Source organism: Paracoccus sp. FO-3 (assembly GCF_006386455.1).
GTDB classification, from domain to species: Bacteria; Pseudomonadota; Alphaproteobacteria; order Rhodobacterales; family Rhodobacteraceae; genus Paracoccus; species Paracoccus versutus.
In genome coordinates, this window is the sequence record NZ_VCBQ01000183.1 from 1 (window position 1) to 4,989 (window position 4,989).

General features: G+C 69.5%; 3 protein-coding genes. 1 reads left to right on the top strand and 2 read right to left on the bottom strand.

Features of this window, described 5'->3' with window-relative positions; translation table 11 throughout:
* A partial coding sequence (locus FE811_RS25710; RefSeq protein ID WP_140849328.1) for an exonuclease domain-containing protein occupies positions 1–1,913 on the top strand: 1,913 nt, incomplete at its 5' end.
* Between the two features lie 205 nt (positions 1,914–2,118).
* On the opposite strand, the gene FE811_RS25715 is transcribed toward FE811_RS25710, so the two are convergent.
* Both FE811_RS25715 and FE811_RS25720 read right to left on the bottom strand, forming a co-directional pair.
* The gene (locus FE811_RS25715) at positions 2,119–4,281 is read right to left on the bottom strand and encodes an esterase-like activity of phytase family protein (RefSeq protein WP_140849330.1); all 2,163 of its coding nucleotides are present in this window, start codon (positions 4,279–4,281) and stop codon (positions 2,119–2,121) included.
* A 319-nt stretch (positions 4,282–4,600) separates the two neighbouring features.
* A partial coding sequence (locus FE811_RS25720) for an arginase family protein (RefSeq protein ID WP_181180976.1) occupies positions 4,601–4,989 on the bottom strand: 389 nt, incomplete at its 5' end.

Sequence of the window (4,989 nt, forward strand, 5' to 3'; positions counted from 1 at the left end):
CGGGCTGGGCGGCGGCGCGGCTTCATGCCCGCCATGTCGAGGCGCCGGCGCGGCTGGCCGATGCGGCGCGGCTCTTGGCCGACAATGCCGATGCGCCGCGGCTGGAGGCGGCCGGCGCTCCCGCCCTGGCCGCGCTGGCCGATGCGGTGAACCGGCTGGCCGACCAGCGCCAGACCCTGCGGACCGACATGGCCCGGCTGGTGGCCGAGGCGCAGCAGAAGGTGGCGCAGGAACGCGACCAGCTGGGCGCGCTGATGGCCGAGCTGCGCCAAAGCGTCGTGGTCTGCAACCTCGACGGCCGCATCCTGCTGTACAACGACCATGCGCGCGGGCTGTTCCACCGCGTCTCGGGCGGGCAGCTTGCCGGCGGGGCCGAGGCGATCGGGCTGGGCCGCTCGATCCATGCCGTCATCGACCGCGCCCTGATCGACCATGCGCGCGAGACGGTGGACCGCCATATCGCGCGCGGCGAGGCGGCGGTTTCGGCGCAATTCGTCACCACCACGCCCACCGGCAGCCTTTTGCATGTCGTGCTGGCGCCGGTGCGGCCGCAGGCGGGGGCGATCAGCGGCTATGTGCTGCTGCTTGACGACATCACCCAGGATTATGCCGCCCAGTCCCGCCGCGACCGCCGCCTGACCGAGCTGACCGAGGCCAGCCGCGCCTCGCTGGCCAATATGCAGGCGGCGCTGGACATGCTGGACTATCCCGACCTGGAACCGGCCGAGCGCGACGGCTTCCACGCCATCGTCCGCGACGAGGTGGCGGCCATGGGCCAGCGGCTGGCGGCGATGACCGCCGATGCCTCGCAAGAGATCCTGACCCGCTGGCCCCTGCAGGAGATGCTGGGCGACGACCTTCTGGCGGCGGCGGCGCAGCATGTGCTGGCGCAGACCGGCCGGGTGGCCAAGGTGGAAAGCGCCGACGGCGGCCTGTGGCTGCGGCTGGACAGCTTCTCGCTGATCCAGGCGCTTGGCGCGCTGGCGGGGCAGCTGGCCGGGCCGCAGGGCATGCCGCCGCTGACCCTGCGGCTGGCACCCGCCGCCACGCCGGGCTGGGCGCATCTGGACCTGGTCTGGCCGCTCGACGCGGCCTCGGGCGCGCATGGCATCGCCGACGCCAACGCCCGCGACATCGCCGAGCGGCATGGCGGCGAATTGTGGCTGGAGCAGGATCGCCCGGCGGGCCTGTCGTTTTTCCGCTTCCTGCTGCCCACCGCCTCGGCCGGGCCCGAGGCCGAGGCGCTGGAGCCGCGGCCGGAGTTCTATGATTTCGACCTGTTCGCGGCCAGCGATTCCAGCCGCTCGCTGGACGACCAGCCGCTGGAGCGGCTGAGCTATACCGTCTTCGACACCGAGACGACCGGGCTGAACCCGGCGCAGGGCGACGAGATCATCCAGATCGGCGCGCTGCGCATCCTGAACGGCAAGATGCTGCGCGGCGAGCGTTTCGACCAACTGGTCGATCCGGGGCGCGAGATCCCGCCCGAATCCATCCCCTATCACGGCATCCGCCCCGAGATGGTTCAGGGCCAGCCCCGCATCGCCGCGGTGCTGCCGGCATTCCACGCCTATGCCTCGGACACGGTGCTGGTCGGCCATAACGTCGCCTTCGACATGCGCTTTTTGCAGATGAAAGAGGCGGCGACCGGGCTGCGCTTCGACCAGCCGGTGCTGGACACGCTGCTGCTGGCCAGCATCGCCCAGCCGCACGAGCCCTCGCATTCGCTCGAGGCCATCGCGGCGCGGCTGGGGGTCGAGATCACCCAGCGCCACAACGCGCTGAGCGATGCGCTGGTGACGGCCGAGGTGTTCCTGCGCCTGCTGCCGCTGCTGAAGGCGCGGGGCATCGTCACCCTGGGCCAGGCGCGCGAGGCGGCCGAGCATTCCTATTACGCCCGGCTGCGGTATTAGCGGGCTGCTGAAAAAGTCCTTGTGACAGGACAGCGCGGGCGGGGAACCGGGAAATCCGCCTCAAATTTGCCGAAAACACCCCATTTGCGGGCCGATATCAGCTGGCTCCAGAACGATTTCCGCTGCGTCGCCCTCTCAAAATCCTTTTTCAGCAGCCTGTTAGCGGGCAGGGCCGCCACCGGCCCTGCCGATGGCGCGCGTGGGATTACAGCGCCCCCAGGTTCCACAACAGCGTCTCGCCCGAACTGTCGTCCACGCCGTCATTGTCGGTCACGACCCAGGCATCGCCCTGCGCGTCGAAGGCCAGCCCCTCGACCTTGTCCACCACATAGCCGTTGGTCAGCGCGCGCAGTTCCGGGATCAGGTCGCGCACCTCTTCCTTGGCGACGAGGGGCAGATCGCCGCCCAGCGGGGCCGGCTGCAAATCGGCCAGCGCCACGCGGAAGATCTTCTTCACCGCCGCCGTGTCGCCGATCAGGTTGTCGCGCTCGATGACATAGGCATGCTCGCCCTTTACCGCGATTTCCGACAGGCCCATCCAGCCCTCGCCCTTCGGTTCCAGCGGATAGCGCACCGCGCCCCATTCCCCGGCGTCGAGGTCATAGGCCAGGAGCTTGACCTGCCCCTGCGGATCGTCGCCCCATTCCCGCTGCATCGCGACCCACAGCACGTTGTCCAGCTTGGCGATGCCTTCCGCGCCGAAGCGGGTCTGGTGCGCCAGCAGTTCGGCGGGCAGGGCGATTTCCCTGGTGATCTCGCCAGCCTCGTTCACATGCAGGATGGCATGGGGCACCAGCTTGGCCGCATCCCCCTCGTTCGCCAGCCAGAAGCCGCCCTCGCCATCCGAGGTCAGCCCCTCGATGTCGAGCTTCTGCGCCGGATCGCCGCCGCGGGTGACGATGGTCTGCCCGACGATCCGCGCCGGTTTCGCGCTGGTGTCGATCTCGTAGATCGAGGGCATGGCCGAATAGACGCTGTCCGAGGCGGCGAACAGCCGGTCCGCCCGCCCAGGGGCCGAGGCCAGCGCGCCAAGCGCGCCCCAGCCGATCAACCCGTCCGACCCGGCCGAGGTCAGCATCGGATAGGCCGGTTCCGCATCCGTGCGCTCAAAGATCATCACATGCGCCCGCGCGGCGCCATCCTCGCCCAGGTCGGCCTCGTTGGCGGTGACGAACAGGTTGCGCGCGGGAATGGCGACCGCGCCTTCGGGCGAGATGCCCGAGGGCAGGATCTGCATCAGCTTCGGTGCCGCCGGGTCGGTCAGGTCATAGACCGCCACGACCGAGGCGCGTTCGGACAGCACGAACAGATAGGGCGTCTCGCCGAAGCGGGCGAACTCGACGCTTTCGATCTCCACCCCCTTGGATTTCGAGCGTTTTTCCGGGTAGTGGCCGATCTCGGCGATGGCATGTTCCAGCGTGGCGCCGGATTCGTAAACCACCGTGCCGTCCTTGTTCCAGATGGTGAAGCCGCGCGAGCCGCCCTTCCAGTCCCCTTCGTTGGCGGTGACGAAATGGTCGGCGTCGATCCATTTCACCCCGTCGGGCTCGCGCGGGATCGGGTCGGTCTTGCCGGTAAAGTCCAGCCGGCCGTCGGTCCTGGTATCGACGTTCTCCAGCGCGACCGTGCCGGCCGGGAAATGCGCGGCCAGCGTGCCGTCGGCGCCGATGACGGCGATGTGGTTGTTTTCCTGAAGCGTGACGACGATCTCGCCCGCCTCGTTGATGTCCACGAATTCGGGCTCGGGGTCTTCGGGGGCGATCTCGGCCAGGCCGGCCAGGTCGATCCGCTGCATTGCCGCGCAATCGGGCGCGCCGTCGCGGACCGGCAGCCTGACCAGGAAACCGGCGGGCATCTGCGGCAGGCCGCCGTCGCCCGCCTCCTCGTCGCGCTCGTTCTCGATCGCCACGGCCAGGAAACTGCCGTCCGGCGCCACCGCCACCGAATCCGGCTGGCCGCCCAGGTCGCAGGAGGCGACCTCGGCCGCGCCTTGCAGGTCGATCACGGCCAGCCGCCCCGAGGGGTTGGCATGGTTTTCCGAGGTGTTCACGCCGACGAGGGCCCGCGTGCCGATGATATGGGCGGTCGTCGGCTCGCCATTCAGCGCGACATTGCCCAGCGGCTTCGGCGCCCTGGGGTCGCTGATGTCGATCAGCCCGACCACGCCCAGCGGGCTGTCGGTATAGATCAGCGTCATCCCGTCGGGCGAGGCCGAGATGATCTCGGCCGAGGAAGGGCGCCCCCTGTCCTCGTCCCCGGCCATGTTGGCGACGACCGGGAACGAGGCGATGCGGTTGAAGCTGTCGGAAAGCGCGGGGCCGGCAAGAAGCGCAAGCATCGAGGCGGCGGAAAGCAGGCGGGCGGTCATGGCAACTCCTGAGATGCGGATCGCGCGGACGCTAGGGCCGGCATGCAACGGTCCGGTTACGGATGGCGGACAGTTTCATGTCATTCCGGGCATTTGCCGCGCGGATGCGCGAGGCGGCCGCCCGAACAGGGAAAAGCCCCGCTCCGGGGTCGGAGCGGGGCGGGCCCTGGGTCGGGTCGAACGGTTTGGAAACGCCGGTGATGCAGGAAAAAGGGGTAACAGGGGCTGCGTTGACGATGAAATGTGCCGTGGCATCATCGTTGGGCCGGCCGTGTGTGCGCCGGCGCACAGTCGCGCCAGAAAATCGCCGCGCCGGCGTTCAGCCGACCTCGGCCCGGTTCTCTGCCAGCACGCAAAGCAGTTCGAACAGCACCGTCGCGCCGGTCAGCGCGGTGATGCCGCCGATGTCGAAGGGCGGCGAGACCTCGACCACGTCGGCGCCGACGATATGCAGCCCGGCCAGGCCGCGCAGCATCGCCTGCGCCTCGCGCGTGGTGAAGCCGCCGATCTCGGGCGTGCCGGTGCCCGGCGCCATCGAGGGGTCGATGCCGTCGATGTCGAAGGTGACATAGGCCGGCGCACCGGCCATCAGGGCGCGGACCTCGGCCATCACCGCGTCCGGGCCGCGGTGGGCGAATTCCTCGATGGTGATGATGCGCACGCCCGGGTCCCTGGCCCAATGATCCGACATTCCCCAAGTGGCCTGCC

Bases quoted from the DNA above. Each gene is read 5' to 3' on its own strand.
- FE811_RS25715 (WP_140849330.1), bottom strand. From the start codon at position 4,281: ATGACCGCCCGCCTGCTTTCCGCCGCCTCGATGCTTGCGCTTCTTGCC.